The following is a 26,578-nucleotide window of genomic DNA, read 5'->3' as shown; positions in this document are numbered from 1 at the left end:
TTTATAGCCTCATTCCCATTCTACTTTTATAGCGATTGATTAAAACCTGGCAATCGACGCTCATGATGCCGGGCAGCGGATACAGTTTTTCTTTCAAAAATAATTCCATTTCCTGATTGCTGGTGAACAGGCCATGCATATGCAGCTTGCTGGGGCCTGTCATGTGATACAGACTGGTGACGACAGGCTCCTCGGATAAGCGATCTGCTACTTCATGCAGAAATTTAGGCTCCACCTCGACATTGAAAAAGGCCGATACCGTCACGCCAATCTTCTCCGGATTAATGACAGCTGTGAAGCGCTCAATGACGCCATTCTCCAGCAGGGTATTGATTCTGGCTTGCACCGCTACGCGTGATAGGCCGATATCCTTGGCTAAATCGGTGTAAGATATTCTCCCGTTAATATGCAGGGCGGCGATGATTTTACGATCAATATCGTCAATGGCGTGCTCCGCTTGGGCGGGCGGCATTTTGGATTGCATGTGAAAAGCTCCTTTTGCTCTATTGAGCCAAAATATCAAAACGTATGTTATAAGTTTGATTAGATTACGATACGAATAAATATATAACCAAATTCGTTCCTTATCAATATAAATTTTGCTGATATTGGGCAAAAAGAATTTTCTAGTTGCCACTAGCCGAGCCGCCATGTTACTTTAATACTCAATAGAGTATGTCAGATAACTTGACTCAAAAGGATGAGATCGCATGAATAAGCCGATAACCGGCACGAAGGCCATGGTTGTAAGCCCGCATCATCTTGCTTCGGCAGCAGGGGCGCGAATACTAGAACAGGGCGGCAATGCCTTTGATGCAGCCATTGCAGTCAGCGCTTGTCTAGCGGTTGTCTACCCGCATATGACAGGACTGGGCGGCGACTCGTTTTGGCTCACTTACGCACATAAGGAGCAGCAGGTGAAAGCCTATAATGCCAGCGGACGATCAGGCAGCCTCGCGACGCGCGAAGCTTATGCTGGCGAAGCTGCCATTCCGGTACGCGGGCCGCGCAGCGCCATTACGGTTCCGGGCATGGTTGACGGCTGGCATGCCGTACACAGCCAATATGGGCGTCTGCCTTTTGCCCAGGTGCTCGGCATTGCCATTGGTTATGCAGAGGACGGCTTTCCGATGTCGCCGGACCAATATGAAAATACGGTGCAGCATGCGGAGATGCTGGCACAAGTTCCAGCAACTGCGGCGGTATATTTGCCGCAAGGGCGCGCAGTGCAGGCGGGGGAGCGCTTTGTGCAGCGCGACCTCGCAGCGAGTCTTCGCGCCATTGCGGAGCATGGGCGCGATGCTTTCTATAAAGGCGATATTGCGGAGCGGATCGCGTCTTATTTACAGGGCAGCGGCGGGCTGCTGACCAAGGAGGATTTTGCCGAGCATTCGGGTGAGTGGGTAACACCGCTTAAGGGCTCCTATCGGGGACATGAGGTGTATCAGGTGCCGCCAAACTCGCAAGGCTTTGTGGCGCTAATGGCGCTGCAAATGTTGGAGAACTATGATCTGAAAAGCTACGGGCATGGCTCGTACACGTATTACCACCTCATGATTGAGGCGCTTAAGCTGGGCTTCCGCGACCGCAATTTATATTTGACGGACCCTGCCTTTGCGGAAATTCCGCTTGAGCGCCTGCTGAGCTCTACCTATGCAAAGGAGCTTGCAGCCTCTATTAAGCTGGATGAGGCCTGCTCTATCGATACGAAGCCTGTCGGCAATGATACGGCCTATGCGGCGGTCGTGGATGAAGAGGGCAACACGGTTTCCTTCATTCAGAGCTTGTATTTTGAGTTTGGCTCGGGCGTTGTAGCGGGGGATACGGGCATTTTGCTGCAAAATAGAGGGTCCTTCTTCTCGCTGGAGCCCCAGCACGTGAACCGTTTGGAGCCGCGCAAGCGGACTTTCCATACGCTGATGCCGGCTATGGCATGCCTGAACGGCAAGCCAAGCCATCTGTTCGGCACACAGGGTGGCGAAGGTCAGCCCCAGACTCAGGTGGCAATACTTACGCGGATGATTGATTTTGGCATGAATCCGCAGCAGGCGGTGGATGAGCCCCGTTGGGTATGGGGCCGCACATGGGGGGCGCAAACGCAGGAGCTGAAAGTAGAAAGTCGCATAGCAGGCGAGGTTATTGCACAGCTTGAGAGAGCTGGTCATGACGTCCGCCGCATGAAGGCGTTCGATGGCATTATGGGCCATGCCCATGCGATTACGATTAGTCCGGATGGGGTCATTAGCGGCGGAGCCGATCCACGCAGTGATGGCGCGGCTATCGGCTGGTAGGCAGGTAGTTAATGATACAGAATTGGGCCGTATCACTAGAGCAGCGGCAGAACAGGAGAGGCAGCAATCATGCAGCATAAAATAAACGATACGTTTCACGCCTTTATAAAGCCGGAGCTCACGCTTCCAGCAACTCATAAGGGCATTCTAGACGGCCTTCGCTTTGCGGTTAAGGATGTGTTCGCAATAAAAGGGCATGCCAGCAGCGCTGGCAACCCCGACTGGCTGCGCACGCACGAAGCAGCGGATTATACCGCCTCATCGATTGAACGGCTGCTTGCCGCTGGAGCGACACTGACCGGAGCCGCCCATACCGATGAGCTGATGTACAGCATCAATGGGCAGAACGCCCATTACGGCACGCCGATTAATCCAGCTGCGCCAAACCGCATACCAGGCGGCTCGTCCAGTGGTTCCGCCGTGGCCGTAGCAGCGGGGGCGGTGGATTTTGCGCTCGGGACGGATACGGGCGGTTCGGTTCGCGTTCCCTCTGCCTACTGCGGCGTATATGGCTTTAGGCCGACGCACGGCGCAGTTGCGATGGATGGCGTCATTCCCCTGGCTCCGAGCTTTGATACGGTAGGCTGGATGGCGCAAGGCAGCGCACTGCTGCTGAAGGTTGGCGAGCTGCTGCTCGCTGAGGACACAACGGAAACAATCGATGCAGCGGACGTATTACCGTTCAGCCGCTTGCTGATCGCAGAAGACGCATGGAGCAAGGCGGAATCTGCTAGTGCAGTCCAGCTGAGACAGCTCGTTGCTGAACTGGAACCAGCTATGGCAAGTGCCGAGCGGCTGACACTAGCCCCTGAAGGACTGGAGCAGTGGCTGGAAGTATTCCGCACCATTCAAGGGCTGGAAATTTGGCAGTCTCATGGCGAGTGGATTACGCGCGAACAGCCTGCTTTTGGCCCGGGGATAGCGCAGCGATTTCGCTGGGCGAGCACCTTGCAGAGCGAAGATAGCGAGGAAAAAGTAGAGGAGCGGAGCAGTATTCGTGCCAAGCTTCGTGAACTGCTCGGTACGGAGAGTCTGCTCATTATCCCAACCATTCCCGGAACAGCGCCAGACCGCGACATTAGCGGAGATGCGGCAGACAAGCAGCGTGCCTTAACGATGCAGCTTTGCTGCATAGCAGGCTTGTCGGGCTTGCCGCAGGTGACACTTCCGGTCGGCGAGGTGGATGGTGCGCCCATTGGGTTATCCATTATTGCAGGAGCAGGGCAGGATTTGAAGCTGCTGCGATGGCTGGATCAGCATTCCGATTTATGGGAACGAAGCTGGAGACCGAGCAGCGGAAACGAAGGGGAGGTGCGACATAGATGAAGCTGGTAACGATCCATTACGAGGGTATCGAGCAAGCATGCATCACTCTTGACGATCGCTATGTGCTGCTCCATACGATTAATCAGTTGGAGCAGACAGATTGGGCCATCAATGTGTTTGATTTGCTGCAAGAAGGGCAGTTGGATGCGTTGACGGCATGGTATAGCGCGGTCGGTCGAGAAAAGCTCGGAGCGATGGAGTCTGTGCCCGAAGAAGCGATAATGCCTGCGCCATTATATCGCAATCCCCGCAAAATTTGGGGTATCGGCATGAATTATGTAAAAGAAACGGTTGAGCGCGAGAAATTATTCGCTGAAGCCGATCCCGTCAGTTTTATGAAGCCGGATACTTCGCTTATCGGTCCGAATATGGCGATCGAGCTGCCTGCCCGGCAGACGGAGCATGTAACGGCAGAAGCTGAGCTGGCGCTCATTATTGGACGTACATGCAAAAACATAACCGAAGCCGAGGCGCTGGACTTCGTAGCAGGCTTTGCCGTATCCGTCGATGTAACGGCTGCGGATATTCATGCCAAGCATCAGCGTTTTCTGACGCGGGCCAAAAGCTTCGATACCTTTTTTGGCTTAGGCTCGGAGCTGATTACGCGTGATGAATTCGCGGATTTGCCTCAGCTGGCAGTGGAAACCTGGCATAATGGCGAGCTTGCTCATCGCAATGTGCTGGCTAATATGATTTACCAGCCAGCCTACCTTATCGCCTTTCATTCGCAGGTGATGACGCTGCTTCCCGGCGATGTCATTTTGACCGGGACGCCTGGCGCAGTCGTCATTCGCGATGGCGACGTCATCGAGGCGCGAATTCCCGGCTTTGAGCCGCTGCTGCATCCGGTTAAGGCGGGCGCGCCGCTTTTTTCACCCAGCCCAGCCTAGTCGGTTCGACCCGATCTGAACTGAAGAGGCTTTGGCATTCCTAAAAACTCAAGCAGAGCGGCTGCTTGAGTTTTTCTTTTTGTGCGCAACCTCTTCTCTCCTGCCTTTTTCGACAACCCCTGCAGCTTTCAGCAACCCCTCAATTTTACCTAAGATTTACTTAACCTTCATCATTTAGCCTTAAGGCTGGAGTGAAAATCTGGTTAAAAAAAACCGATACCTCTTTTTGAAAAAGAGGTATCGGTTTCTTTGCTAACTAACTATTTTTAAACACATGGTCTGATGTTGCGTATTAAGAGAAATTTATGCCATCTCATCCCGAATCGACTCAATCAAGCCTTTCAGCTTATTCGCCGACTTCTGGAACAGCGCCGTTTCTTCGTCGGACAGCGTCAGCTCCAGAACGTTGCGGATACCGGTGCGGTCAACGACACATGGAACGCCGATGTACACATCGGATACGCCGAGGTAGTTGTCGAGCAGGGTTGATACGTTCAGCACAGCGCCTTCATCCTGCAGAATAGCGGTGCAGATGCGGTCAAGCGCCAAAGCGATGGCGTAATACGTTGCGCCTTTTGCTTCGATAATTTGGTAAGCGGCATCGCGTGTGCCGGTGAAGATCCGGTCCTTCTGCTCGTCGTTCAGCCCAAGCTCCGTACCCGCAACATTCGACAGGCTCCATACCGGCAGCTCGGAATCGCCATGCTCCCCGATAATCGGCGCGTGGACGCTGCGCGGATCAATGTTCAGCTCTTCGCCAATCAGATAGCGGAAGCGCGCACTGTCGAGCAGGGTACCCGAACCGATGACGCGGTTGACGGGCCAGCGCGATTTTCGCAGGGAGAAGTAGCTCATGACGTCTACGGGGTTCGAAGCAATGAGCAGAATGCCATCGTCATTATATTTCAAGACTTCATCAATAATTTGGTCGAAGATCGCAACGTTGCGCTTCAGCAGCTGAATGCGCTCTTCGCCCGGACGCTGCGCTACACCCGCCGTAATAATAATGATGTCCGCGCCTTTGCAGTCCTCGTAAGTGCCCGCCCATACCTTCGTGCCGCCAAGGAACGGCATGCCGTGGTTCATGTCGAGCGCATCGCCGATTGCTTTTTTCTCATTGGCATCAATGAGCACCAGCTCATCCATGCGATTGCGAAGCAGAAGCGTATAGGCGGTTGTCGAGCCTACAGCCCCAGCGCCAATGACAACAATTCTTGATTTTTTCATATCCGATCTCTCCCCGTCTAATGGTGTACTTACTCTTGCGTGTGATCCTCTTTGTCGAAATAAGGCTTGTTCACGAAATAATACATATATGCCATTAAAACGCCGCCGCCAATCAGATTGCCGAGTGTGACAGGCACAAGATTGTGAATGACGCCGCCGTAAGTAATCGTGTCTGGATGGTCGACGACTAGTGCGATGGCGAAGGTGCACATGTTGGCAATGCTATGCTCGTAGCCCGAAATAAAGAAGCAGAAGACGAACAGCATCATCGAAAACATTTTTGCCCCGTCATGCTTCATGCCCATCGGAATGAAAAAGGCGAGACAGACAAGCCAGTTACATAAAATCGCCCGGAAAAAAAGCTCCATTGACGAAGTATGCATTTTCGCTTCGACGACGCTGAGCAGGAACGTATTGACCTTCTCGCTGTCGAACAGTCCGGTTGTCATAATGAGCAGCGCGAACACGGCTGCGCCTAGCAGGTTGCCACCGTAGCTTGTCAGCCACATTTTGATAGCGTCGGTCCATTTGAGCTTGCGCCGGAGCGCGGTAAACGAATAATAAAACGTATTGCCGGTAAACAAGTCGCCGCCGCCGTATGCGATGAGAATAATAGCAGCTCCGAACGTAAGCGCGGCCATCGGATAAGCGAGTGGAGAATGCTCGGCGTAAAAAAAGTTACCCGTCTTGAAGGCGACGATAACGCCAAAGCCGATGAACATGCTGGCGAGCATGGACCTGGAAATATAGCGAATGCGGCTTTGCTTAAAAATCATATGCTTCTTCTGTGCGAGCTGCTCGACTTTGCGTAGCGCTTCTGTTTCCATGAGCCATCACTCCTCTTGCTGCTTACTGAGGTTAGAATAACACAGGGAGGCGCAATCGATTGTGACATTCATCACAGGTTACGGCGCAAATTGTTACAGAATAAGGGATTTTGGGCCATTTGGACAACTACTGAGCTAATGATTATTCCTGTAATGGCAAAAATTAGGTAGTCTTTTGGTAGATGCAAACGGAGGTGCACATCTATTTGCATAAAAGTAGAGGCATTTAAGGATGAGACTTCATCACAACCCAATTAAATGGAATAAAGGAGAGTTTATTCGATGAAAAAATGGATTGGTGCTCTATTATCTTTGGCCCTTATTATTGCTATTGCTGGTGTGCAGCCTGCCCCTGTATCGGCGGCCGAAGTTGTAAACGCTACCATTATTGTGCCTAAAAATACGACCTACAATGGTCAAGGCAAAGTTTTTGTAGCGAACCCGAGCACGCTCGGTGATGGCAGCCAAGCGGAAAATCAAAAGCCAGTATTTCGTCTGGAGGCAGGCGCAACGCTGAAAAATGTTATTATCGGCGCCCCAGCTGCAGATGGCGTTCACTGCTATGGCAGCTGTAATATTGAGAATGTGACTTGGCAGGATGTAGGCGAGGACGCTTTGACGCTAAAATCTTCCGGTACGGTTAATATTACAGGCGGCGGCGCATACAAAGCCTATGACAAGGTGTTTCAAATGAATGCATCCGGCACAATTAATATTAAAAATTTCAAGGCCAATGACATCGGCAAGCTCGTTCGTCAAAATGGCGGCTCATCCTATGCGGTATCCATGAATGTATCAAATAGCGATATTTCCAAGGTGAAGGATTCAATTTTGCGCACCGATAGCAGTTCGACAACGGGCAAAATCACTAACACGCGTTATTCCAACGTACCAACGCTGTTCAAAGGTTTTGCTTCCGGCAAAACCAGCCAATCTGGAAACACGGCTTATTAGGAACTCCTTTCAGCTGGAACGTTGTCGCAGCCCGCTTAAGGCTGCTGCAACGCTCCATCAGCTCGAAAAGATGACCGCCCCCCGTAAGTAAGCCTGTTTATACATCTTTAACAGGGTCTGTGCCGAGATTAGGCGGCATGGGCTCTGTTTCCCATTTTGCGACAATTAACATATCTATATGTCGGGCGGAGCGCAGCATATCATGCACAATCGTTTGGCGGAAGAGCGTCTGCCACGGCTTCCTGCGCGACTGCCCAATAATGAGCTGAGTTGCTTGCAGGGCGTTTATTTTTTGCAGCAAAATCCCGCTAATCTCTTGGCGTTTGTTCGCAGCACTTACAGCTAGTTGACCTCCAAGCCGCTCGCATAGCTGCCGTAGTGTTTGGAGCCGCTTTTGCTGCGTCTCGGTTTGCTGCATTTTACTGCTGTGCACATAGTGGACATGCCATTCTGCCTTCAAGCGGTGAGCGATGCGAAAGCCGCGGCGAATAAGCCTTTCCGCCTGATCGCCCAAATCGATGCATACAAAAATCACCTCGCGCTTGCGCCAAGGTCCCCGAAGCGAAGGTCCGCGTTTCCATGACTCCAGCCGTTCATCAACATCATCTGCAATTTCGCGCAGTGCCAGCTCTCGCAAGGCAATCAAATTTCCGATTTTGAAAAAAGAGCCCAGCGCCTGCTCAACCTTTTCCAGCCTGTAAATTTTACCTTCACGCATGCGCTGCGCCAGCATTTGGGGCGTAACGTCTATGAGCTCAATTTCAGTAGCCATTTGTAAAATCGCATCCGGCACCGTTTCTCTCACCCGTACACCAGTCAGCTGCTCAACCGCATCATTCAAGCTTTCCACATGCTGCACGTTGACGGTGGAAATAACGGAAATCCCGTTTTCCAGCAGCAGCAAAATATCTTCGTACCTTTTCTTAAGCCTACTCCCCGGCACATTCGTATGGGCAAGCTCATCCACAAGCACAACCTCAGGGCGGCGAGCGATAAGAGCCGCTGTGTCCATTTCCTCAAGCCTGACTGCCCCGTAGGGAATAGCTGCTCGGGGCAAAATCGACAAGCCGCCGACCTGCTCTGCCGTTTCCTTGCGTCCATGCGTTTCCAGCCAGCCGATGACGACATCCACGCCTTTGCGCTTAAGAATGTTGCCTTCCTGGAGCATTTTGTACGTTTTCCCGACGCCGGGAGCGGCACCGATATAAATTTTGAACGTGCCCTGACGCATGAGCTGCGCTTGTTCCTCTATTTCGCGGGTATTCAGCCGGTGAAAAAGCGCCTCCTGTCCGCCCCAGCGGGTTTTAACGGGCAAAATTCGTTCTCCCTCATGCTCCGCCCGATCCGTCATCACAAACACGTCGATGTTCCGTATTTTGCGTAGCACGCGGTTGACGATGGAGCCTTGCAAACGCTCCTGCCATGCTTTTTTCTTGGAATGGCCCATCACAATGCGCGTCGCATGCTGCCGCGTTGCATATTCTACAAGTGCGGCGGGCAGCTTACGCGCATGCGCTAGGGGGAGCTCCTCGAACGTGCCGCCGACTTTCGCCACCAGCTTTTGCATCGAGCGTTTGATCGTTTGCTGCTCCCTCAGCAGGCTGCGGCCCGGCAGCCGAAAGGTGACGACGGCGAGCTCGCCGTGCAGCCGCTTGGCAATTTGCTGGCCTCGGCGCACATAGAGGGAGCCATTGAAGTGATATTGCGCCGAAACAACAATCCGCTCGGCAACTCCTGACGGGCCGCTTAAGCCCAGCGCTTCGCGATGCTTTTCCAGCGTTTCGTGAACACCCTCCGCCATGAGGCAGAGCGCGACTTCGCGCAGGACAGCCAGATTGCCGCGCAGCCGCATAGCCGGATGGAGGGGGCTGCCGAGCAGCCCCTCTTCTATCCGGCTCAGCATCGTCTCTGGAGATACATCAATGAGGCGAACCTCATCGGCCCATTCCAGCGTATCCGCCGGGACCGTCTCCTCCGCACGAATGCCCGTCATTTTGAAAATAACCCCGTCCTCGCCCTCAAGCTCGTACACGTTAATCGTCGTAATGATGCTGATGCCATGCTCCAGCAAATATTGAATGTCCTCCAGCCGCGTCTGGAAGCGGGCGCACATACGGTTGCGATGGGCGAGGCCATCGACGAGCACGACCTCCGGGTTGCGGGCAAGCAGCGCCTCCAGCGGCAAATCCTGCTGCTCCTTGCCATCGCGCTGCCACTTAATGCTGGGGACATGCTCCAGCTCGGACTCAAGCACCGTTTGATTCCTATCCGTAAGCGGACTCGGCGTTACTACGCAAAGGACGACATCAATGTCCTGCTGCTTCAGCAGCCTGCCTTCCTGCAGCAGATGATACGTTTTTCCGGAGCCCGCGACCGAGCCGATAATAATTTTCAGGCGTCCTTTATGCAGCCGGGAGATAGAAGCCAATATCTCCTCCGGCGTCTTGCGTTGATACGGTGGCATCCTGCTCCCGCCTTCTCTTTTATTTGCCGATTCGTGTGGATAAGGACAGATTCAGCTCCAGCACATTGACGCGTTGGTCACCGAAGAGGCCGAGCGCGCGGCCTTTCGTATGCTTCTTAACGAGTGCTTCCAGCTCGGCAGTGGGCAGGCCCGTCAGCCTGCTGATCCTTGGCACCTGCACGAGCGCCGACTGCGGGGTAATATCCGGGTCTAGACCGGAGCCGGAGTTGCTTATTAGCGCTACGGGCAGCTGCTCCAGCGGAACGGCCGGATTATCCTGCTGCCACTGGGCGATAGATGCTTTCATGCGCTCTAGCAGCTCCGGATTGGAGGGGGCATAGTTATTAGAGCCGGAGGCTTCCGCCTTATAATCTATGCTCGATACCCGCCCCTGAAAATAGCGCTGATCGCTGAAAGGCTGACCGATCAGCGACGAACCAACGACGCTGCCTGCGCTATCCTTGAGCAGGCTGCCATTTGCCTGAGCCGGGAACAGCAGCTGCGCAGCTCCCGTGCTCACGAGCGGATACACGACACCGCAAAGAAGCAGGAACAGCAGGCTGGCGCGCAGCGATACCCTGATTACGGAGAAGGAAGAGGGCCCCGCTGATAAAGAAGAAGCAGATGACATAGGTGGCAATGGACGTTTTCTTTTTAAAATAGCATGCATAGCACAATTCCCTTCTTTCTAATTAGCAGTTCGTTTCATTAAAATGCCGCAGCCTAGCTGGGCACCATTAAATCCAAATATGGACCATCATATCGATGAGCTTGATGCCGATGAACGGCGCGATTATTCCGCCGAGCCCGTAAATGAGCAGATTGCGGCTAAGCAGGCGGGCGGCGCTGAGCGGACGATAGGTGACGCCCTTCATCGCTAGCGGAATGAGCAGCGGAATAATGATCGCATTAAAGATGAGCGCCGACAAAATTGCCGACAGCGGCGAGCCGAGCTGCATCACATTCAGCGCCTGCATTTGCGGAATCGCCAGCATAAACATCGCTGGAATGATGGCGAAATATTTGGCAACGTCATTGGCAATGCTGAAGGTCGTGAGCGCGCCGCGCGTCATAAGCAGCTGCTTGCCGATTGATACGACCTCAATAATTTTGGATGGGTCGGAATCCAAATCAACCATATTGGCTGCTTCCTTGGCGGCCGTCGTGCCGCTGTTCATCGCCAGGCCGACATCGGCCTGCGCGAGTGCGGGCGCGTCATTCGTTCCGTCTCCGGTCATGGCGACCAGCTTGCCTTCCGCTTGCTCGCGGCGGATGACGGCGATTTTATCCTCCGGCTTGCTTTCGGCAATAAAATCGTCGACGCCTGCTTCTCTGGCGATGGTAGCCGCCGTAAATGGATTGTCGCCCGTACACATAATGGTTTTGATGCCCATCGTTCGCAGCTGCTCGAACCGCTCCTTCATGCCCGGCTTGACCGTATCCTTCAAATAAATCAAGCCGAATATATGCTGATCGACGGCGATGGCAAGCGGAGTGCCGCCTTCCTTGGCGATCCGTTCGGTCTCCTGAGCCAGATCAGCGGGTATATCTCCTCCTTGGGCGAGCACCCACCCGCGAATCGCTTCAACGGCTCCTTTGCGCACGAGCCTTCCATCGGCCAAATCGATACCGCTCATGCGCGTCTCGGCTTGAAAGGGAACGAATTGTCCGTTATCGCCAAGCGCGGCATCATAGGTTTTATTGTGCTTTTTCATCCATTCCAGCACCGAGCGTCCTTCTGGCGTTTCATCTTGCAGGGAGGAAATAGCGGCCCATGCCGCTGCTTCATCTGCTCCAGCGGCGCCCACCGGATTGATTTCGCTAGCCATCCGATTGCCGAAGGTGATCGTCCCAGTTTTATCCAAAATCATCGTATTGATGTCGCCAGCTGCTTCGACCGCCTTCCCGGACATCGCCAGCACATTGAACTGGGTGACCCGGTCCATGCCCGCAATGCCGATGGCGGACAGCAGGCCGCCAATCGTCGTCGGAATGAGGCAGACGAGCAGTGCGATAAGAACGGGAATTTCTAGATTGATTCCCGCATAAGCGACAATGGGGCCAAGCGTGACGACGACGATGAGGAAAATAATTGTCAGGCTGATGAGCAGCGTGTTCAGGGCAATTTCATTCGGCGTTTTTTGCCGCTTTGCCCCTTCGACGAGAGCGATCATCCGATCGATAAACGTTTCGCCGGGCTCGCTCGTGATTCGCATTTTGATGTGATCGCTGATCACCCGCGTCCCGCCCGTCACGGAGTTGAAATCGCCGCCGGCCTCCTTGATGACGGGGGCTGATTCGCCGGTAATAGCCGATTCATCGACGGAAGCGAGGCCTTCAATGACCTCGCCGTCTCCGGGAATCATTTCTCCTTGCGAGACGATGACGATATCCCCTTTGCGAAGCTCCGTAGAAGGGACAATTTGAATGCTGTCGCCCAGCAGCTTATTCGCCATCATTTCCTGCTTTGATTTTTTCAACGAGCCGGCCTGTGCTTTGCCGCGGCCTTCTGCTAACGCCTCGGCAAAATTGGCGAACAGCACCGTAAACAGCAAAATAATGAAAACAGTCAAGTTGAAGCCGATGCGTTCCTGCGAGTCGAAGTAGCCTGGAAATACGGTCATGAGCAGAACGATCAGCGTTCCAATCTCAACAACGAACATGACCGGATTTTTTATCATATGAACCGGATTCAGCTTGAGGAGGCTCATCTTCAGCGCCTCGGTCACAAGCGGCCTTGTGAATCGTTTTTTAGCACGTTGGTCATTCATAACGCTTACCCCTCATTTCCCTTTAACGGATCGTTAAAAACTCGGCAATTGGCCCTGTGACAATGACGGGCAGAAACGTGAGCGCACCGATCAAAATAACGACGCCCATTAGCATAACCGCAAACAGCGAATTGTCCGTGCGGAACGTGCCAATCGTTTCTGGTACCCACTGCTTGCGGCTAAGTGAGCCGGCTACAGCCAGCAGCGCAATCATCGACATATATCTGCCGAAAAACATCACGAGTCCTGTCGTTATATTCCAGAAAGGCGTATTGTCGGCAAGCCCTTCAAACCCGGAGCCGTTGTTTGCGGCCGAGGACGTATATTCATACAGCACCTGCGTAATGCCATGAAAGCCCGAATTGGATATAGCGCCTTGCCCCAGATCGGTCAGAAAAGCCACCGCCGTTGGCGCGAGAATAATAAACGGATGCACGAGAATGGTGATGGCAATCAGCTTCATTTCGCGCGGTTCTATTTTTCGCCCCAGAAACTCGGGTGTCCGTCCGACCATGAGCCCGCAAATGAACACCGTCAGCATCGCATACATCAGCATATTGACGAGCCCGACACCTTTGCCGCCAAAGACGACGTTCAGCATCATCTGTGCAAGGGGAACGAGTCCGCCAAGCGGAGTGAGTGTATCGTGCATTGAATTGACCGAGCCGGTCGTGGCCGCCGTTGTTACCGTTGTGAACAGCGCGGATTGGGCGATGCCGAAGCGTACCTCCTTGCCCTCCATGCTGCCTTGCGAAGCGTCGATGCCGAGCGTGGCGATCAGCGGGTTGCCGCTTTTTTCAGCCGTATAGGAAATCGTAAGAAAGATCAGAAACAATGCCATCATCGCCGAAAAAATAACCCAGCCCTGCTTGCTGCTTTTCGCAAACCGACCGTACATGAAGGGCAGCGCGGCAGGCAGCGCCCACATGGACAAAATCTCAATGACATTCGTCAGCGGGTTAGGATTTTCGAACGGATGGGCGGAGTTGGCTCCGAAAAAACCGCCGCCATTCGTACCGAGATGCTTAATCGACTCCAGCGAAGCGATTGGCCCGATGGCTATATGCTGAACCGCGCCCGTAAGCGTCGTAACGGTCAAGGTAGGGCTAAGCGTTTGCGGCACTTGCAGCGCCACAAGCAGCAGCGTAATGACAATAGCCAGCGGGAAGAAAATCCGCGTATGCGCTTTGACGAAATCCTCGAAAAAGTTGCCGAGCGTTCCGCCCTTGCTCGTAATGCCGCGCACGAAGGCGACGGCGACGGAAAAGCCGGTGGCGGCTGACGTAAACATCATCATCGTAATGACCGCCATTTGCGCAAAATACGTCAGCCCCGTCTCACCGCTGTAATGCTGGAGATTCGTATTGGTCATAAAGCTGATGACCGTATTTAGGACGAGCGTAGGCTCCATGCTGCTGATCCCGTTCGGATTAAGCGGCAGGCCGCTTTGCAGTCGCAGCAGCACATAGCTGATAGCTACGAGTATGAAATTGAGTGTAATAAAGCTGAGCGCATATTTTTTCCAGGTCATGCCTTGGCGATTTTTGAGTCCAATCACGGAATAAATGACCGCTTCGACTCGCCCAAACAGCTTGTCGGTACGGTTCGGAACGTTTGAAAACACGGAATATAAATAATGCCCAAGCGGCTTCGCGATCAGCATGATAATACCGATGACTACCGCCATTTGCAGGACGTCCACAGCTGTTCCTCCCTTGCATCAATGATGAAACGTTATTTGTTAAAATTTCTCTGGATGAAGCAAGGCGTAGACGAGATACACCAGCAAAGCTCCTGTAACGAGCAATATGACAATCATCCCCGTTCCTCCGTTTCGCTAATGGATCGGTCGCACCAGCGTATAAATCCGGCAATCAGCCCGAAAGCTGCGATTAAGGTCAAAGCCATTCCGATATCCAGCATAGCTGCAGCGCTCCTTATTTCAATTTTCCTCTGGTCATTTTGCAAAAAAAGGCAACAAAAAAGAAGCCTTGGGCAAAGAGGACTCTTCACCCGCAGCTTCCTTCATCCGGGCATTATGCGCCCCTGATTCGCTCTGCGATAAGTGTAAGTGTGGCCTCTCCCGTTGACGCTTGCGAGGTTAGCTGTCGGATTCGGGCGCGAGAGACGCCCTACGCTTGGCACTTTTCGTGCCCTTGCGATTCACCCCGTGACGCTCCCTGCAATCGTCCATTGGACAATGACAGAGAGCCGTCGATGGTTCCCCCGTTTCTGCGGCAGTGCAGAACTCAGCGTTTGAAACAAAATATCTGCCGATGTTGCGAGTGCTATTTTCATAAAAAGACAACAAAAAACCACAGAGGCGTATGACGCTCTGTGGCCTGATTTACAAGGTCACAATCGTTCACCATTCCTCTCTACACCTGCGCTTACGAGGTTAGCTGTCGGATTCGGGCGGTGAGAGTCGCCCTACATTTGCCTGGAGTTTCATGATACTCCTGCAAACGATTCACCCCTGCGCTGCCGGCCTCCGACTCTCACATCGGACACTTGCAGTGCGTTTGGTTCCCCCGCTCTTCTCCTAATGCGCGAAGACTCAGCGATCAAGCAAAAACGACTTCGTCGTCCTTCTGGGACGAGCGAAGAGCTTTGCCCTTAGAAATATAGAGAAAGGATAACGAAAACATATACTTTCCTATATTTCAAGATGAAACGGCTATCGCCTTCCTTTGGCGGCGCAGCGCGTTTCAGTCCGAGAAATATAAGCCTATTTATAAGTGCAAAACTTATAAATTCTTATATTTCAAAAAAGGTTCAATCATGTTATGAATCATACTCCCCCGCCTTGAGTGCTGTAAAGGAAGCTTACGCCGCAAAAGAGAGCGAATGCAGCGAATTGGCCTGATTTTAAACGCTTACAATGCATCTTATCTGCATCAAGGTCAATATATCTAATGATTCCTTATATTTGCTAAAAGAGTGATGTAAAAAGATTCCGTTTCATGCTTCCAAAGTAAACCAAAATAGCCCACACCTAGTCAGAGGCAGTGGGCCTAGTTATGCTGCAATCAACAGATATAATTCATACAGCAGGATACAAACGGGAATAATTTAATCGCAGTTTGTTATCTCAATAAACTAATGATTAAGCGATTAGAAACTTTTTCAACCCCATTGGACGGTGTGAAAGCATTTAATGATTCAATGCACAGTTTATTATAAGCACTTTGTTCATCCTCAAGCTCTTGAAACACTCCTAGTATGATGTAAATACAATGGTGGCCAGACCATCTTGGGCATAATTAGATTGTCATTATATTTCTATGGGTTTACGCCCCGTTGAAGGTGGGGAGACCAGACACTTGTCTTCTAAAAGCACCCCCCTCTTTCCAGAAAACACGGAAACGAATATGATAAATAGCATGCTTACAGTATCAGGTCTTAGCGGCTGCTCGGCCGCGTATTTAAATAGCGGGGGGATAAACGATGTATAAAGTGCTGCTGGTGGATGATGAAGAAGAGACGCGCAGCGGACTGCTGCAGGAAATTGCATGGGAGCGCCATGGCTTTGAAATCGTAGATACGGCGGCGAACGGTCGGGAAGCGATGGAGCTGATCGAGCGTTTGGAGCCGGACATCGTAGTGACGGATATTAGCATGCCGTATATGAATGGCTTGGAGCTGGCGGAATGGACGAGGAAGACGTATCCGCTGACGCGCATCGTTATTTTTTCCGGCTATGATGAATTTGAATATGCCAAGCAGGCGATCGGCTTGCAGGTGGATGAGTATATTTTAAAGCCTTTTTCCGCGCAGCAGCTGCTTGAGGTGATGGACAAGGTGAAGGAGCGGCTCAATGATGAGCGTGAGAAACGGGAAAATATGCAGCTGCTGCAGGAGCATTATCGTACAAGCCTGCCGGTCGTAAAAGAGCTGTTCCTATCGTCACTGCTTTCCCGCAAGCTTCCGCTTCGGCATATTGAGGAGAAGGCAGCGAAATATGAGCTCGATTTGGCGGGGGAGGCGTACATTGTGTCCGTGCTGCACACGCATGTATTGGAAGCGCTTCCCGGTGTTCCGCTGCGGACGGCTGAAAGCTCGCTTGCGGCCTCCAGCGATCTCGACCTCAAGCTGTTTGCCCTTCGCAATGTGGCGGAGGAGGTGTGGGGCAGGCTCGGGCTGGGCAAGGTTTTTCTGCATCAGGATCAGGTGGCGCTGCTTGCAGTTGGACATGGAGGAGACGCCACGGAGCTAATGGAGCGGACGCTGGGCGGCCTCGCTGAAATGCTGCAAAATATCCGGAAATACTTGCGTTTTCCCGTGACAATTGGGGTCAGCTCGGCATTGCCTGATGTCGCGCAGCTGAAGCAGGGCTACGGGGAGGCGCAGCAGGCGCTGGATTATCATAATTTGGTGGGCAGCAACCGGATTATTTGCATTGACGATGTGGAAACACGCTACGTCGAGGAGCTGCAATTCGACGAGCTCAAGGAGCAAGCGCTCGTCCGGTGCCTGCGCGTAGGTACGCATGAGGAGCTGGAGCAGCTGGTGGCCGCGCTTTTTGATGAGATTGAAGGCGTTAATGCCGCTTACCGGGAGTACCAGCTGTACATGCTGGAGATGATGACGGCGATCATGAAGCTGGTGAAGGAAGCGGGGCTGAGCCTGTACGAAATAGCGGGCTATGAGCTGCAAATTTATGCGGAGCTGCAGCAGCTTAGCGGGCTTGAGGAGACGAGAAGCTGGTATATGTCGCTCTGCGAGAAAATTCGCCATCATATCGCCAGCCGCAGGCAAAGCTCCTACAAGCAGCTGGTTGAGGAAGCAGTGCATTATACAAAGGCAAACTTCCATGACAGCGAGCTGTCGATTGCCCGGCTGTGCAGCCATCTGCATATTAGCGCAGGCTACTTCAGCAGCCTGTTCAAGAAGGAAGTGAAGCTGACCTTCGGCGGTTATTTGCTTCAGCTGCGGATGGAGGCGGCGAAGGAGCTGCTGCGGGCAACAGAGCTGAAGACGTTTGAAATTGCCGAGAAGGTCGGCTTCTCGGACCCGAATTATTTTTCCCTATGCTTTAAGAAAAATGTCGGCGTCTCCGCCAAGGATTACCGCAATCAGGCGATGAATGCAGAGGCGCCATGAGAAAGCGCAGCATCCAGTTTCTCATTTCAGTGGCGCTTTCGGTTTTTTCGGCGGCAGCGATTATGATGGTCAGCGTGCTGCTGTACAACAAGTTCTCACAGACCGCGGAGACGAACGCGCTGCGCAATACCCAGCAGGTCGTCGATCAGGTCAGCTACAACTTGGAGGATTATATTCAGGGCATGTCGGAAATTTACGGCGTTATCCACGATACGATCAGCCGCAGCGGCGATGTGAACGAAGAGGAGCTGCGCAGCCAGCTGAATACGATTATCGGCATTCGGGGAGAAATTGTATCGCTGGCGGTCATTGGGCATGACGGCGAGGTCATGATGAGCATTCCGGGCGTTGCGCTCAAGGAAAATTTGAGTCTTTACAATCAGCGCTGGTTCCAAAGCGCGCTGCAAACGCCGAATCATCTCAGCTACTCACTGCCGCATGTGCAGAATATGTACAAAATGCAGTACAAATGGGTCGTCTCGCTTAGCAAGGGCATTACCGTAGCGCGGAGCGGGAAAACGGAGCATGGCGTGCTGCTGCTGGACGTCAATTTTAACAAAATCAATCAGCTGTCCTCGCGGGTCGTGCTGGGGAAGAAGGGCTACGTCTACATTGTGGATGAGAGCGCAGGCAATATGGTGTACCATCCGCAGCAGCAGCTTATCTATGCCGGTCTGAAAAGCGAAAACGTCGAGCAGGCGCTGAAATATACGTTTGGCAGCTTTCATGACGAATCTGGAGACGAGGATAAAATGATTACGGTGCAGACGATCGGCAACATCGGCTGGAAGGTGGTCGGGGTATCCTTCACCGACGAAATTATTACGACAAAGCGCGAGCTGAACGACTATTTGCTGAATCTGCTGCTGCTTTTGCTCGTATTCGTCATTGCGATGTCGTGGCTCATTTCGCGCATTATTGCCCATCCGATCCGGCAGCTGGAGAAGTCGATGAAAAATGTCGAGCGCGGCGACTTCCATACGATGACCGCCATTCAGGGTCCGCTGGAGGTGGAGCGGCTATCCACACGCTTTAATCTGATGGTAGCGCGAATTCGCGAGCTGATGCAGCAAATTGTGGTGGAGCAGGAGGCGAAGCGCAAATATGAGTTTGAGGCGCTGCAATCGCAAATAAATCCGCATTTTCTATACAATACGCTCAATACGGTTGTACGCATGGTCGGCATGAACCGCAATGAGGAGGTGGTGACGACGATTACATCCTTGTCCAAGCTGTTCCGCATCAGCCTTAGCAAAGGCAAGCCGATGATTCCGCTGGCGAGCGAGTTGGAGCATGCGAGGAACTACCTCATCATTCAGAATATCCGGTTCAAAAATAAATTCGATTATTTGTTTGACGTCGAAGAGGCTGCGCTGCCTAGCTTGTCGCTCAAGCTGATTTTGCAGCCGCTGCTGGAAAATGCTATTATGCACGGCATTGAGCCATCCGTCGATAAAGGGCTGATTACGGTGCGGGCATGGATCGAAGCCGGGCAAGTTTGCCTACAGGTAAGCGACAATGGGCTCGGGATGAGTGGCGAGCAGCTGGCTGCGCTGCTCACGGCAGAGGCTGGCGGGACAACCAAGCCGAGTCCTGCATCCAGCGTGGCATCCGGCGCGGGCTCCGGCGTTGGTGTGCGCAACGTGCATGAGCGGATTCGGTTATTTTACGGCGAGCCGTATGGCCTGCAGTTTGAGAGCGAGCTGGAGGAGGGAACGACGGTGACGATCCGGTTCCCATTCAAGCCAGCCGATGTTGAGGCTGAAGGAAGGGGGGGGGAAGGATGAGCGTAAACCGCAGGTTGGGAAGGCTCGCAATGCTGTGCATTGCGGCTATAGCTGCTGCGCTGCTGCTGGGCTCTTGCACCATGCAGCGGGCAGAGGACAGCGCCATTCAGCGTGAAAATATCGACATCAGCCTGCTGCTCAAGCGGCTGGACGGCGACTACTGGAACTCCGTTGTCATGGGCGCCGAAGCCGCATCGAAGGAGTTTAATGTGACGCTGCATATTTCAGCCCCGGAGAAGCTGGGCAGCCCGGAGCAGCAGCTTGAGACGGCGAAGCTGGCGATGGTGCATCATCCCGACGCAGTCGTGTTCGCCGCAGGCAATGATGAGGTCATTGCGGGCATTGTGCAGGCGGGTGGAACGGCGAGACTGCCTCTGGTCGCCATTGATACGGAGACGAATACCGGCGGTATTAACTCCATCATTACGGTTGACCATCATCAGGCTGGACGCGCTGCCGCGCTCAAAATGGTTGAACTGCTTGCTGGCAAGGGCAGCGTAGCTCTGTTGACAGATGGCTCGGATGATAACAATCAGAAGAGCCGCGAGGCGGGCATTCGGGAGGCGCTGGCTGAGGAGAGCGGGATGACGGTAATCGGCAGTGAGCCATGCATGGAGCGGAATAAAAACTGCCGGAGCGTTGTCAGCAGCTTGCTGAACAAGCAGCAGGTGGATGGCATTTTGGCACTTAATGTGCAGGCGGCTGTTGCTGCTGCGCTGGAAATCAAGAAGCAGGGACTTGGCGGCGGTAAAGTGAAAATTATCGCCTTCGACAGCTCGATGGAGCTGCTTGAACTGCTGCAGGAGGATCAGTTGCAGGTGGTTTTAGTGCAAAATCCATTCAGCATCGGCTATCTCGGCATCAAAAATGCCGTGCTGGCGCTCAGAGGCGAGGAAGTGCCGTCCCACGTTGCAATGGAGACCAAACTGATCAATGGCGCCAATTTATTTTGGCCTGAAAATCAGCGTGTGCTGTTTCCCTTTATCCAGAAGTGAGGAGGATTTTAATAAAAATGATGAGGATTTTACATTCGTTTCCGGCCCCATTTCAGCCATAATGAGGACACGAAAGAGAAACAGAGCTGCACACGCTCACCAGCATGAACCAAAAATCGGGGAGGTCATGATGAAATGAAAAAGGTAACAGCTGCGCTGCTGATCGGTGCATTGACGGTGGCGGCAGGGTGCTCGGCATCAAACGGCAATACAGGGGGAACTGGCGGCGACCAGCCGAAGGTTGGGGTGGCGATTTACAAGTTCGACGATACGTTCATGACGGGAGTCCGCAACGCGATTACGGAAGCAGCGGCAGGCAAGGTACAAGTGGATATCGTAGACAGCCAAAACTCGCAGCCGACACAAAATGACAAGGTTGACCTGTTTATCACCAAGAAGGTCAAATCGATGATCATTAATCCGGTAGACCGTACAGCAGCGGGCGTCATTATTGATAAAGGCAAAGCTGCGGACATTCCAGTCGTGTTCGTTAACCGCGAGCCGCTCGCCGATGATATGGCGAAATGGGATAAGGTGTATTTTGTCGGAGCGAAGGCGGAGGAGTCGGGCACGATGTCCGGCGATCTCATCGTCGATTACTGGAAGGCGCATCCGGAAGCGGATAAGAACGGCGACGGCGTGCTGCAATACGTCATGCTCAAAGGCGAGCCGGGCCATCAGGATGCCGAGCTGCGGACGAAGTTTTCCGTGCAGGCGATTGAGGATGCAGGCATTAAGGTCGAGAAGCTGGCGGAGGATACAGCGATGTGGGACCGCGTAAAAGGCCAGGAAAAAATGGCTGCGTTCATTGCTTCTCATGGCGATAAAATCGAAGCTGTTCTCGCCAATAACGATGATATGGCGCTCGGTGCAATTGAAGCGCTGAAGGCAGCGGGCTATTTTACAGGCGATAAATATATTCCGGTTGTCGGCGTAGATGCTACCGCTCCTGCCATTCAGGCGTTGGATGAAGGTACGCTGCTCGGCACAGTGCTCAACGATGCGACTAACCAAGGCAAGGCGACGGTTGAGCTGTCCCGTGTACTTGCTGCTGGCGAGACGCCGAGCAAGGAGAACACAGGCTTCGAAATTACCGACGGGAAATACGTGTGGATTCCTTACCAGAAGGTAACGAGCGCGAACAAGGATGAAGTGCTGAAATAATCGCTAAGCCGGCTGCCTGCGGGGGTGGCGGAGATTAGCGGATACGGAGAGCAAGGGAAGCATTTAGGCTGGCGCTGCCCTTGCTCTTTTTCTGACTAATAACTTGATAAGTTTAACTTAATTGTATGTAAAGGGGTGTTACACAAATGCCAGAGCATCCGGCTTATGTGCTAGAGATGAATAACATCTCCAAATCTTTTCCCGGCGTGAAGGCGCTCGACGATGTGACGCTGAAGCTGCGGCCCGGTACGGTACATGCCTTAATGGGTGAAAATGGTGCAGGGAAATCGACGCTGATGAAATGTCTGTTCGGCATCTACAAGCCCGACGGCGGCGAGATTATGCTCGGTGGGCAGCTCGTGCAAATCAACAGCTCGAAGGACGCATTGGCCCTCGGGGTGTCGATGATCCATCAGGAGCTGAACCCGGTGCCGCAGCGCGATGTCATGGAAAATATCTGGCTCGGGCGATTCCCGACTAGAGGTCTGGGGCCTTTGCAATTCATCGACCACCGCAAAATGCAGGAGGATACGGTGAAGCTGCTCAAAGATCTGGAGATGGATATTCATCCGAAACAAAAGGTAGGCGACCTGTCCGTATCCAAAATTCAATCGCTGGAAATCGCCAAAGCGGTATCGTTTCATTCGAAGGTCATCGTCATGGACGAACCGACCTCCTCGCTCACGGGCAATGAAGTGGAGCAGCTGTTCCGCATCATTAATGAGCTGCGGCGGCGCGGCGTATCGATCATTTATATATCCCACAAAATGGAAGAGATTCTACGTATTTCAGATGATGTAACGATTATGCGCGATGGCAAGCATGTTGGCACTTGGGAAGCGAAGGAGCTGACGATCGATACAATCATTACCCGTATGGTGGGCAGGGACTTATCGAATCGTTACCCGGAGCGGACGAACGTGCCGGGCGAGGTGCTGCTGCGGGCGGAGGGCCTAACTTCGGTGCATCCGCATTCGTTTAAGGATGTTTCGTTTGAGCTGCGCAAGGGCGAGATTTTGGGACTTGGCGGGCTTGTCGGGGCGCAGCGCACCGAGGTCATTGAAGCGCTGTTTGGCATGCGGGCGCTCAAGCAGGGCAGCATTCATCTGCATGGCAAAAAAATCAAAGTGAAGGCGCCGTCTGACGCCATTCGCCAAGGCATTGCGCTGCTCACCGAGGAGCGGCGGGTTACCGGAATTTTTCCCGTACTGACGATTGCGGAAAATACGGTTATTGCGAATTTAAGCAGGTTCAAGACGCCTTATGGCTTAATTAGCAATGGACGGATTGGCGAAGTGTCGCAGCAAAGCGTAGAGAAGTTTCGGGTCAAAACGCCATCGACCAAGCAGCTGATTCGCAACTTGTCCGGCGGCAACCAGCAGAAGGTGCTGCTCGCCAGATGGCTGCTGACCGATCCGGAGGTGCTGCTGCTGGACGAACCGACGCGAGGCATTGATATTGGAGCGAAATACGAAATTTATTCGTTCATGATCGAGCTTGCAAGGCAGGGCAAAAGCATTATTATGATATCCTCCGAAATGCCGGAGCTGATCGGCATGTCCGACCGCATCATCGTCATGCGCGAGGGACGCATATCTGGCATCGTGGACGGCAAAGCGGCGACGGAAGAAGAAATTATGCGGCTTGCCGCACAATAATGGCGGGCAGGACAACTTGGAGGAGTGAATACGATGAATGCATTGGAGGCAAAGGGAGTTAAGCATTTTTTCTCCCAAAATGCGATCTATATTATATTGGTTCTGCTTATCGTCGGCATAGCTGTAGCCGACCCTAATTTTATCGGCATTACGACGCTGCGGGATATTTTGCTGCAATCGTCAACGCGAGTCATTATCGCTTTAGGCGTAGCGTTCGTGCTCATTACGGGAGGAACGGATTTATCCGCTGGGAGGATTGTTGGCTTGAGCGCTGTCGTCTCTGCGTCGATGCTGCAAATGTCGGATTATCCGCGCAAGTTTTTCCCTAATCTGCCGGAGCTCCCGATTATCGTGCCGATTATACTGGCGATTGTCGTCGGTTTGATTTTTGGCTTGATCAACGGCATTATTGTTGCAAAATTTCATGTTCCGCCGTTCATTGCAACGCTCGGCTCAATGGTTATCGTATACGGTGTAAACTCGTTTTACTTCGATATGAAGCCTAATCAGTCGCAGCCAATTGGAGGCTTAAGCAAGGAATTCAGCAAGCTGGGGACCGGGTATATCGGGCCGAACGGCACCTATTCGATCCCGTATATCGTCATTATAGCGATTGTCGTCTCGTTTATCGTCTGGGTTATTTTCAACAACACACGTCTGGGCAAAAATATGTATGCCATCGGCGGCAATATCCAAGCGGCTAATGTATCGGGCATTAATGTATCGCGCAATCTAATTTATATTTATGCGATTGCCGGGGCGCTTTATGGACTGGCAGGCGTGCTGGAGGCTGCCCGCACTGGGGGAGCTACGAACAACTACGGAAATATGTACGAGCTGGATGCGATTGCGGCCTGCGTCGTCGGGGGCGTCTCGACGGCGGGTGGTGTCGGGCGCGTGCGAGGTATTCTCGCCGGAGTGCTCATTTTCAGCGTCATCAACTACGGTCTGACCTTTGTCGGCGTAAGCCCGTACTGGCAGCTCATTATTAAAGGGATGATTATTGTCGCTGCGGTTGCTTTCGATATTCGCAAGTATGTGGCGAAGAAGTAGCGGCGCTTAATGTGTCTGAGAACGCTGAGGACAGCAAATTTTGCCGAATTTTGGTTCCATGCAAGGCGCGCTTGTGAAGGCGTACCGGGGGTACGTCAAGCAAACGGAACGAAGCAGGGGGCGAAAAGGCGGTGAAAGGGGCCACTGAACGGGTTTTCAGACACGCCCTAGCTAAGTTGAATAGAGGCAGGTGAAGAATGTGGCCCTAGGGCCGCATTCTTTTCTGTTGTATACAGGTGTATTTTGTATCGTAGAGTAAGGGGTTGCCAAGAGGTCTAGCGACAGCGCAGCTCGGATTGGATGCTGGTAGCAACGGGTCAGATGTATAGGTTTAGACAGCTTGGGGAGAAGATAGTAGAATGAATGGGAATTGGTATGAACAGGCGGCTGATGCGAAGGATGTTCTTCAAAGCCGCTGGATATGGAGGAAATCAAGTGAGCAATCTTCTTGTTATTTTTACGGGAGGGACGATTGGCAGCAAATCTGGCGCGGGAGCGATTAGCGTGCGCGAAGCAGGCTCCTATGCAATCATAGAAGGCTATCAATCGGGCCCCCGTTACCGCAAGTCTGTAAAGCTGGAATGCGTTCAGCCGCTAAATATTCTTAGCGAAAACGTAGTGCCAGATGATTGGAATGTGTTGATTGAAACGATCCGCAGCACAGACCTATCACGCTATGACGGCATTATCGTCACCCATGGCTCGGATACGCTTGCTTATTCGGCTGCAATGCTGAGCTATATTTTTTGTGATAGCTCCATTCCGATTGTGCTGGTGGCGAGCAACTACCCGCTTGGCGATCCGCGCAGCAATGGACTGCGGAACTTTGCCTCAGCCGTTGAATTTATAGATGGCGAGAAGCTGAAGGGTGTCTACGTCGTTTATGAAAACAGCGCAGGCGAGGCTATCGTGTATTTGGGTACACGCGTAACGCAGGCGGTGTCATTCACTGACCAATTGGAATGCCCGTATGACGTGCATTACGGCATGATGAGCGAGGGCAAGCTGATCGTAAATGAGCATCCTTACAACCCATCTCCGCAGGAGCTTCGCTCTCGCAAGCCTGCTCCGAGCCCGTTCACCGCTGGCAAGGATAAGCTGCAATCGGGACTGCTGTATGTGAAGCCGTTTTTCGGCATGACCTATGACTATTTTGATTTTGGGCAAAAAGCGCCGAAGGCCGTCGTTCACGATCTGTTCCACTCCGGCACGGCGAACACGAGTGGGAGCGAGCGCCATTCCCTGCTTGCTTTTGCCGATTATTGCGCCAAGCATAGCGTAGACTTGTATTTGTGTCCGCTCAAGGACAGCTCGGAGACGCTTTACGCGTCGTCGGTTGCCCTGCAGCAGGCGGGAGTAGCCTTTATCGAAAATATGTCGGTGGATGCAGCGCTTATGAAGCTGACGCTTGCTTATTCCATTTATAATGATAAGCAGCAAATTCGCGAGTTTGTCATGAATACCCCGCTTTTCTACGAGTTTGTGGCATCCCGTTGATGGACATGCTATCGTTGTTTGAGTAAGCAAGGCGCAATAGCCATTACAAAGGAGCTGATTGGACATGACGCAAGTGCAAATTGGACAACAGGTTGAGAATTTTACATTGCCAGCCTCGAATGGTACGGACGTATCGCTGCAGGACTATAAAGGCAAGAAGCTGGTCATATATTTTTACCCACGGGATATGACGCCGGGCTGTACGACGGAATCCTGCGATTTTAGAGATTACAATGGACAATTCAAAACGTTCAATACCGAAGTCATCGGCATCAGCCCAGATGATCTGGCGTCGCATGATCAGTTTATTGCGGCTCATGAGCTGCCATTCCTGCTGCTCTCGGATACCGCTAATCAGGTTGCTGAGCAGTTTGGCGTATGGAAGCTGCGGAGCCGCAATGGCGAGGAGTTTATGGGCATTGAGCGTTCAACCTTTCTGATCGACGAAGAGGGCAAGCTGGCGAAAGAATGGCGCAGCGTCGTCGTTGAAGGCCATGTGCAGGAAGTGCTGGAGGCAGCGAAGCAGACCTAATAATAGGTGCAGCAGGCAGACAGCATGATAGATGATAAG

General features: G+C 52.7%; 19 protein-coding genes and 2 riboswitches. Of the genes, 12 read left to right on the top strand and 7 right to left on the bottom strand.

Annotation, left to right across the window (positions count from 1 at the left end; all coding sequences use genetic code 11):
* Nucleotide 1: 1 nt before the first annotated feature.
* Nucleotides 2–484 carry an Lrp/AsnC family transcriptional regulator gene (locus MHB80_RS28160; protein WP_341280019.1) on the bottom strand — a complete coding sequence of 161 codons (483 nt, stop codon included), beginning with the start codon at nt 482–484 and terminating at the stop codon, nt 2–4.
* Nucleotides 485–710: 226 nt separating this feature from the next.
* Here MHB80_RS28160 and ggt point away from each other — a divergent pair, with 226 nt between their 5' ends.
* The 3 genes from ggt to MHB80_RS28145 all read left to right on the top strand — a co-directional run bounded on the left by ggt (nt 711) and on the right by MHB80_RS28145 (nt 4,507).
* Entirely contained in the window at nt 711–2,291 is a 1,581-nt protein-coding gene (gene ggt, locus MHB80_RS28155) for a gamma-glutamyltransferase (protein ID WP_341280018.1), read from the top strand.
* 69 nt (nt 2,292–2,360) lie between these two features.
* Nucleotides 2,361–3,617, top strand: coding sequence for an amidase (locus MHB80_RS28150; RefSeq protein WP_341280017.1), 1,257 nt, complete (start codon nt 2,361–2,363; stop codon nt 3,615–3,617).
* Nucleotides 3,614–4,507 carry a fumarylacetoacetate hydrolase family protein gene (locus MHB80_RS28145; RefSeq protein ID WP_341280016.1) on the top strand — a complete coding sequence of 298 codons (894 nt, stop codon included), beginning with the start codon at nt 3,614–3,616 and terminating at the stop codon, nt 4,505–4,507. Before MHB80_RS28150 ends, MHB80_RS28145 begins: the two co-directional genes overlap by 4 nt.
* A 303-nt stretch (nt 4,508–4,810) precedes the next feature.
* Here the strand turns inward: MHB80_RS28145 and MHB80_RS28140 are convergent, their stop codons facing one another.
* Nucleotides 4,811–5,734, bottom strand: a complete 924-nt coding sequence (locus tag MHB80_RS28140) for an L-lactate dehydrogenase (protein WP_341280015.1) — start codon at nt 5,732–5,734, stop codon at nt 4,811–4,813.
* A gap of 29 nt (nt 5,735–5,763) precedes the next feature.
* A complete protein-coding gene (locus tag MHB80_RS28135; RefSeq protein WP_341280014.1) occupies nt 5,764–6,561 on the bottom strand; it encodes a formate/nitrite transporter family protein in 798 nt (265 codons plus the stop codon).
* A 282-nt stretch (nt 6,562–6,843) separates the two neighbouring features.
* Between MHB80_RS28135 and MHB80_RS28130 the strand changes: the two genes are divergently transcribed.
* Nucleotides 6,844–7,515 carry a pectate lyase gene (locus MHB80_RS28130; RefSeq protein WP_341280013.1) on the top strand — a complete coding sequence of 224 codons (672 nt, stop codon included), beginning with the start codon at nt 6,844–6,846 and terminating at the stop codon, nt 7,513–7,515.
* Between the two features lie 97 nt (nt 7,516–7,612).
* On the opposite strand, the gene MHB80_RS28125 is transcribed toward MHB80_RS28130, so the two are convergent.
* The 4 genes from MHB80_RS28125 to kdpA form a co-directional block, all read right to left on the bottom strand.
* The gene (locus MHB80_RS28125; protein ID WP_341280012.1) at nt 7,613–9,979 is read right to left on the bottom strand and encodes a histidine kinase; all 2,367 of its coding nucleotides are present in this window, start codon (nt 9,977–9,979) and stop codon (nt 7,613–7,615) included.
* Between the two features lie 19 nt (nt 9,980–9,998).
* Nucleotides 9,999–10,610, bottom strand: a complete 612-nt coding sequence (gene kdpC / locus MHB80_RS28120) for a potassium-transporting ATPase subunit KdpC (RefSeq protein WP_341283099.1) — start codon at nt 10,608–10,610, stop codon at nt 9,999–10,001.
* Between the two features lie 106 nt (nt 10,611–10,716).
* A complete protein-coding gene (gene kdpB, locus MHB80_RS28115) occupies nt 10,717–12,750 on the bottom strand; it encodes a potassium-transporting ATPase subunit KdpB (protein ID WP_341280011.1) in 2,034 nt (677 codons plus the stop codon).
* A 22-nt stretch (nt 12,751–12,772) separates the two neighbouring features.
* On the bottom strand, nt 12,773–14,452 hold the full coding sequence (gene kdpA, locus MHB80_RS28110) for a potassium-transporting ATPase subunit KdpA (RefSeq protein ID WP_341280010.1): 1,680 nt from the start codon (nt 14,450–14,452) through the stop codon (nt 12,773–12,775).
* Between the two features lie 373 nt (nt 14,453–14,825).
* Nucleotides 14,826–15,015, bottom strand: a riboswitch (cyclic di-AMP (ydaO/yuaA leader).
* Nucleotides 15,016–15,119: 104 nt separating this feature from the next.
* Nucleotides 15,120–15,323, bottom strand: a riboswitch (cyclic di-AMP (ydaO/yuaA leader).
* A gap of 874 nt (nt 15,324–16,197) precedes the next feature.
* Here kdpA and MHB80_RS28105 point away from each other — a divergent pair.
* The 8 genes from MHB80_RS28105 to bcp all read left to right on the top strand — a co-directional run bounded on the left by MHB80_RS28105 (nt 16,198) and on the right by bcp (nt 26,539).
* Nucleotides 16,198–17,853 (top strand): response regulator, encoded by a 1,656-nt coding sequence (locus tag MHB80_RS28105; protein ID WP_341280009.1) that lies wholly within the window; start codon nt 16,198–16,200, stop codon nt 17,851–17,853.
* Nucleotides 17,850–19,640 carry a sensor histidine kinase gene (locus MHB80_RS28100; RefSeq protein ID WP_341280008.1) on the top strand — a complete coding sequence of 597 codons (1,791 nt, stop codon included), beginning with the start codon at nt 17,850–17,852 and terminating at the stop codon, nt 19,638–19,640. The genes MHB80_RS28105 and MHB80_RS28100 overlap by 4 nt, the downstream gene beginning before the upstream one ends.
* The gene (locus MHB80_RS28095; RefSeq protein ID WP_341280007.1) at nt 19,637–20,635 is read left to right on the top strand and encodes a substrate-binding domain-containing protein; all 999 of its coding nucleotides are present in this window, start codon (nt 19,637–19,639) and stop codon (nt 20,633–20,635) included. The genes MHB80_RS28100 and MHB80_RS28095 overlap by 4 nt, the downstream gene beginning before the upstream one ends.
* 135 nt (nt 20,636–20,770) lie before the next feature.
* Entirely contained in the window at nt 20,771–21,799 is a 1,029-nt protein-coding gene (locus MHB80_RS28090) for a galactose ABC transporter substrate-binding protein (RefSeq protein ID WP_341280006.1), read from the top strand.
* Nucleotides 21,800–21,945: 146 nt separating this feature from the next.
* The gene (locus MHB80_RS28085; protein ID WP_341280005.1) at nt 21,946–23,457 is read left to right on the top strand and encodes a sugar ABC transporter ATP-binding protein; all 1,512 of its coding nucleotides are present in this window, start codon (nt 21,946–21,948) and stop codon (nt 23,455–23,457) included.
* 33 nt (nt 23,458–23,490) lie between these two features.
* Entirely contained in the window at nt 23,491–24,510 is a 1,020-nt protein-coding gene (mglC, locus tag MHB80_RS28080; RefSeq protein WP_338553525.1) for a galactose/methyl galactoside ABC transporter permease MglC, read from the top strand.
* A gap of 435 nt (nt 24,511–24,945) precedes the next feature.
* Nucleotides 24,946–26,007 (top strand): asparaginase domain-containing protein, encoded by a 1,062-nt coding sequence (locus MHB80_RS28075; protein WP_341280004.1) that lies wholly within the window; start codon nt 24,946–24,948, stop codon nt 26,005–26,007.
* 64 nt (nt 26,008–26,071) lie between these two features.
* Entirely contained in the window at nt 26,072–26,539 is a 468-nt protein-coding gene (bcp, locus tag MHB80_RS28070; protein ID WP_341280003.1) for a thioredoxin-dependent thiol peroxidase, read from the top strand.
* Nucleotides 26,540–26,578 lie beyond the last annotated feature (39 nt).

The sequence above is a fragment of the Paenibacillus sp. FSL H8-0537 genome (assembly GCF_038051995.1).
In the GTDB taxonomy this organism is placed as follows: Bacteria; Bacillota; Bacilli; order Paenibacillales; family Paenibacillaceae; genus Pristimantibacillus.
This window is presented reverse-complemented; position numbering and strand designations above follow the sequence as displayed.

Coding starts and splice junctions, on each gene's coding strand:
- MHB80_RS28160 (WP_341280019.1), bottom strand. CDS start 484: ATGCAATCCAAAATGCCGCCCGCCCAAGCGGAGCACGCCATTGACGAT.
- ggt (WP_341280018.1), top strand. CDS start 711: ATGAATAAGCCGATAACCGGCACGAAGGCCATGGTTGTAAGCCCGCAT.
- MHB80_RS28150 (WP_341280017.1), top strand. CDS start 2,361: ATGCAGCATAAAATAAACGATACGTTTCACGCCTTTATAAAGCCGGAG.
- MHB80_RS28145 (WP_341280016.1), top strand. CDS start 3,614: ATGAAGCTGGTAACGATCCATTACGAGGGTATCGAGCAAGCATGCATC.
- MHB80_RS28140 (WP_341280015.1), bottom strand. CDS start 5,734: ATGAAAAAATCAAGAATTGTTGTCATTGGCGCTGGGGCTGTAGGCTCG.
- MHB80_RS28135 (WP_341280014.1), bottom strand. CDS start 6,561: ATGGAAACAGAAGCGCTACGCAAAGTCGAGCAGCTCGCACAGAAGAAG.
- MHB80_RS28130 (WP_341280013.1), top strand. CDS start 6,844: ATGAAAAAATGGATTGGTGCTCTATTATCTTTGGCCCTTATTATTGCT.
- MHB80_RS28125 (WP_341280012.1), bottom strand. CDS start 9,979: ATGCCACCGTATCAACGCAAGACGCCGGAGGAGATATTGGCTTCTATC.
- kdpC (WP_341283099.1), bottom strand. CDS start 10,610: ATGTCATCTGCTTCTTCTTTATCAGCGGGGCCCTCTTCCTTCTCCGTA.
- kdpB (WP_341280011.1), bottom strand. CDS start 12,750: ATGAATGACCAACGTGCTAAAAAACGATTCACAAGGCCGCTTGTGACC.
- MHB80_RS28105 (WP_341280009.1), top strand. CDS start 16,198: ATGTATAAAGTGCTGCTGGTGGATGATGAAGAAGAGACGCGCAGCGGA.
- MHB80_RS28100 (WP_341280008.1), top strand. CDS start 17,850: ATGAGAAAGCGCAGCATCCAGTTTCTCATTTCAGTGGCGCTTTCGGTT.
- MHB80_RS28095 (WP_341280007.1), top strand. CDS start 19,637: ATGAGCGTAAACCGCAGGTTGGGAAGGCTCGCAATGCTGTGCATTGCG.
- MHB80_RS28090 (WP_341280006.1), top strand. CDS start 20,771: ATGAAAAAGGTAACAGCTGCGCTGCTGATCGGTGCATTGACGGTGGCG.
- MHB80_RS28085 (WP_341280005.1), top strand. CDS start 21,946: ATGCCAGAGCATCCGGCTTATGTGCTAGAGATGAATAACATCTCCAAA.
- mglC (WP_338553525.1), top strand. CDS start 23,491: ATGAATGCATTGGAGGCAAAGGGAGTTAAGCATTTTTTCTCCCAAAAT.
- bcp (WP_341280003.1), top strand. CDS start 26,072: ATGACGCAAGTGCAAATTGGACAACAGGTTGAGAATTTTACATTGCCA.